We start from the raw sequence: 679 nt of genomic DNA on the forward strand, positions 1-679 counted from the left end.
TTTGGATAAGCCCTCGACCGATTAGTATTGGTCAGCTCCACACGTTGCCGTGCTTCCACCTCCAACCTATCTACCTCGTCGTCTTCAAGGGGTCTTACATACTGGGAAATCTCATCTTGAGGGGGGCTTCACGCTTAGATGCTTTCAGCGCTTATCCCGTCCGTACGTAGCTACCCAGCCATGCTCCTGGCGGAACAACTGGTGCACCAGCGGTACGTCCATCCCGGTCCTCTCGTACTAAGGACAGCTCCTCTCAAATTTCCTACGCCCACGACAGATAGGGACCGAACTGTCTCACGACGTTCTGAACCCAGCTCGCGTACCGCTTTAATGGGCGAACAGCCCAACCCTTGGGACCTACTTCAGCCCCAGGATGCGATGAGCCGACATCGAGGTGCCAAACCTCCCCGTCGATGTGGACTCTTGGGGGAGATAAGCCTGTTATCCCCAGGGTAGCTTTTATCCGTTGAGCGATGGCCCTTCCATGCGGTACCACCGGATCACTAAGCCCGACTTTCGTCCCTGCTCGACTTGTAGGTCTCGCAGTCAAGCTCCCTTCTGCCTTTGCACTCTTCGAATGATTTCCAACCATTCTGAGGGAACCTTGGGACGCCTCCGTTACTCTTTAGGAGGCGACCGCCCCAGTCAAACTGCCCGCCTGACACGGTCCCCGTACCCG

Annotated in this window: 1 rRNA gene; it reads right to left on the reverse strand. The window is 56.4% G+C overall.

Annotated features, from left to right (window positions below):
* Position 1 precedes the first annotated feature (1 nt).
* Positions 2–679: ribosomal RNA gene (locus tag G5B47_RS25265) — 23S ribosomal RNA — on the reverse strand; the annotation flags it as partial.

The sequence above is a fragment of the Paenibacillus apii genome, assembly GCF_011043685.1.
In the GTDB taxonomy this organism is placed as follows: domain Bacteria; phylum Bacillota; class Bacilli; order Paenibacillales; family Paenibacillaceae; genus Paenibacillus_AQ; species Paenibacillus_AQ sabinae.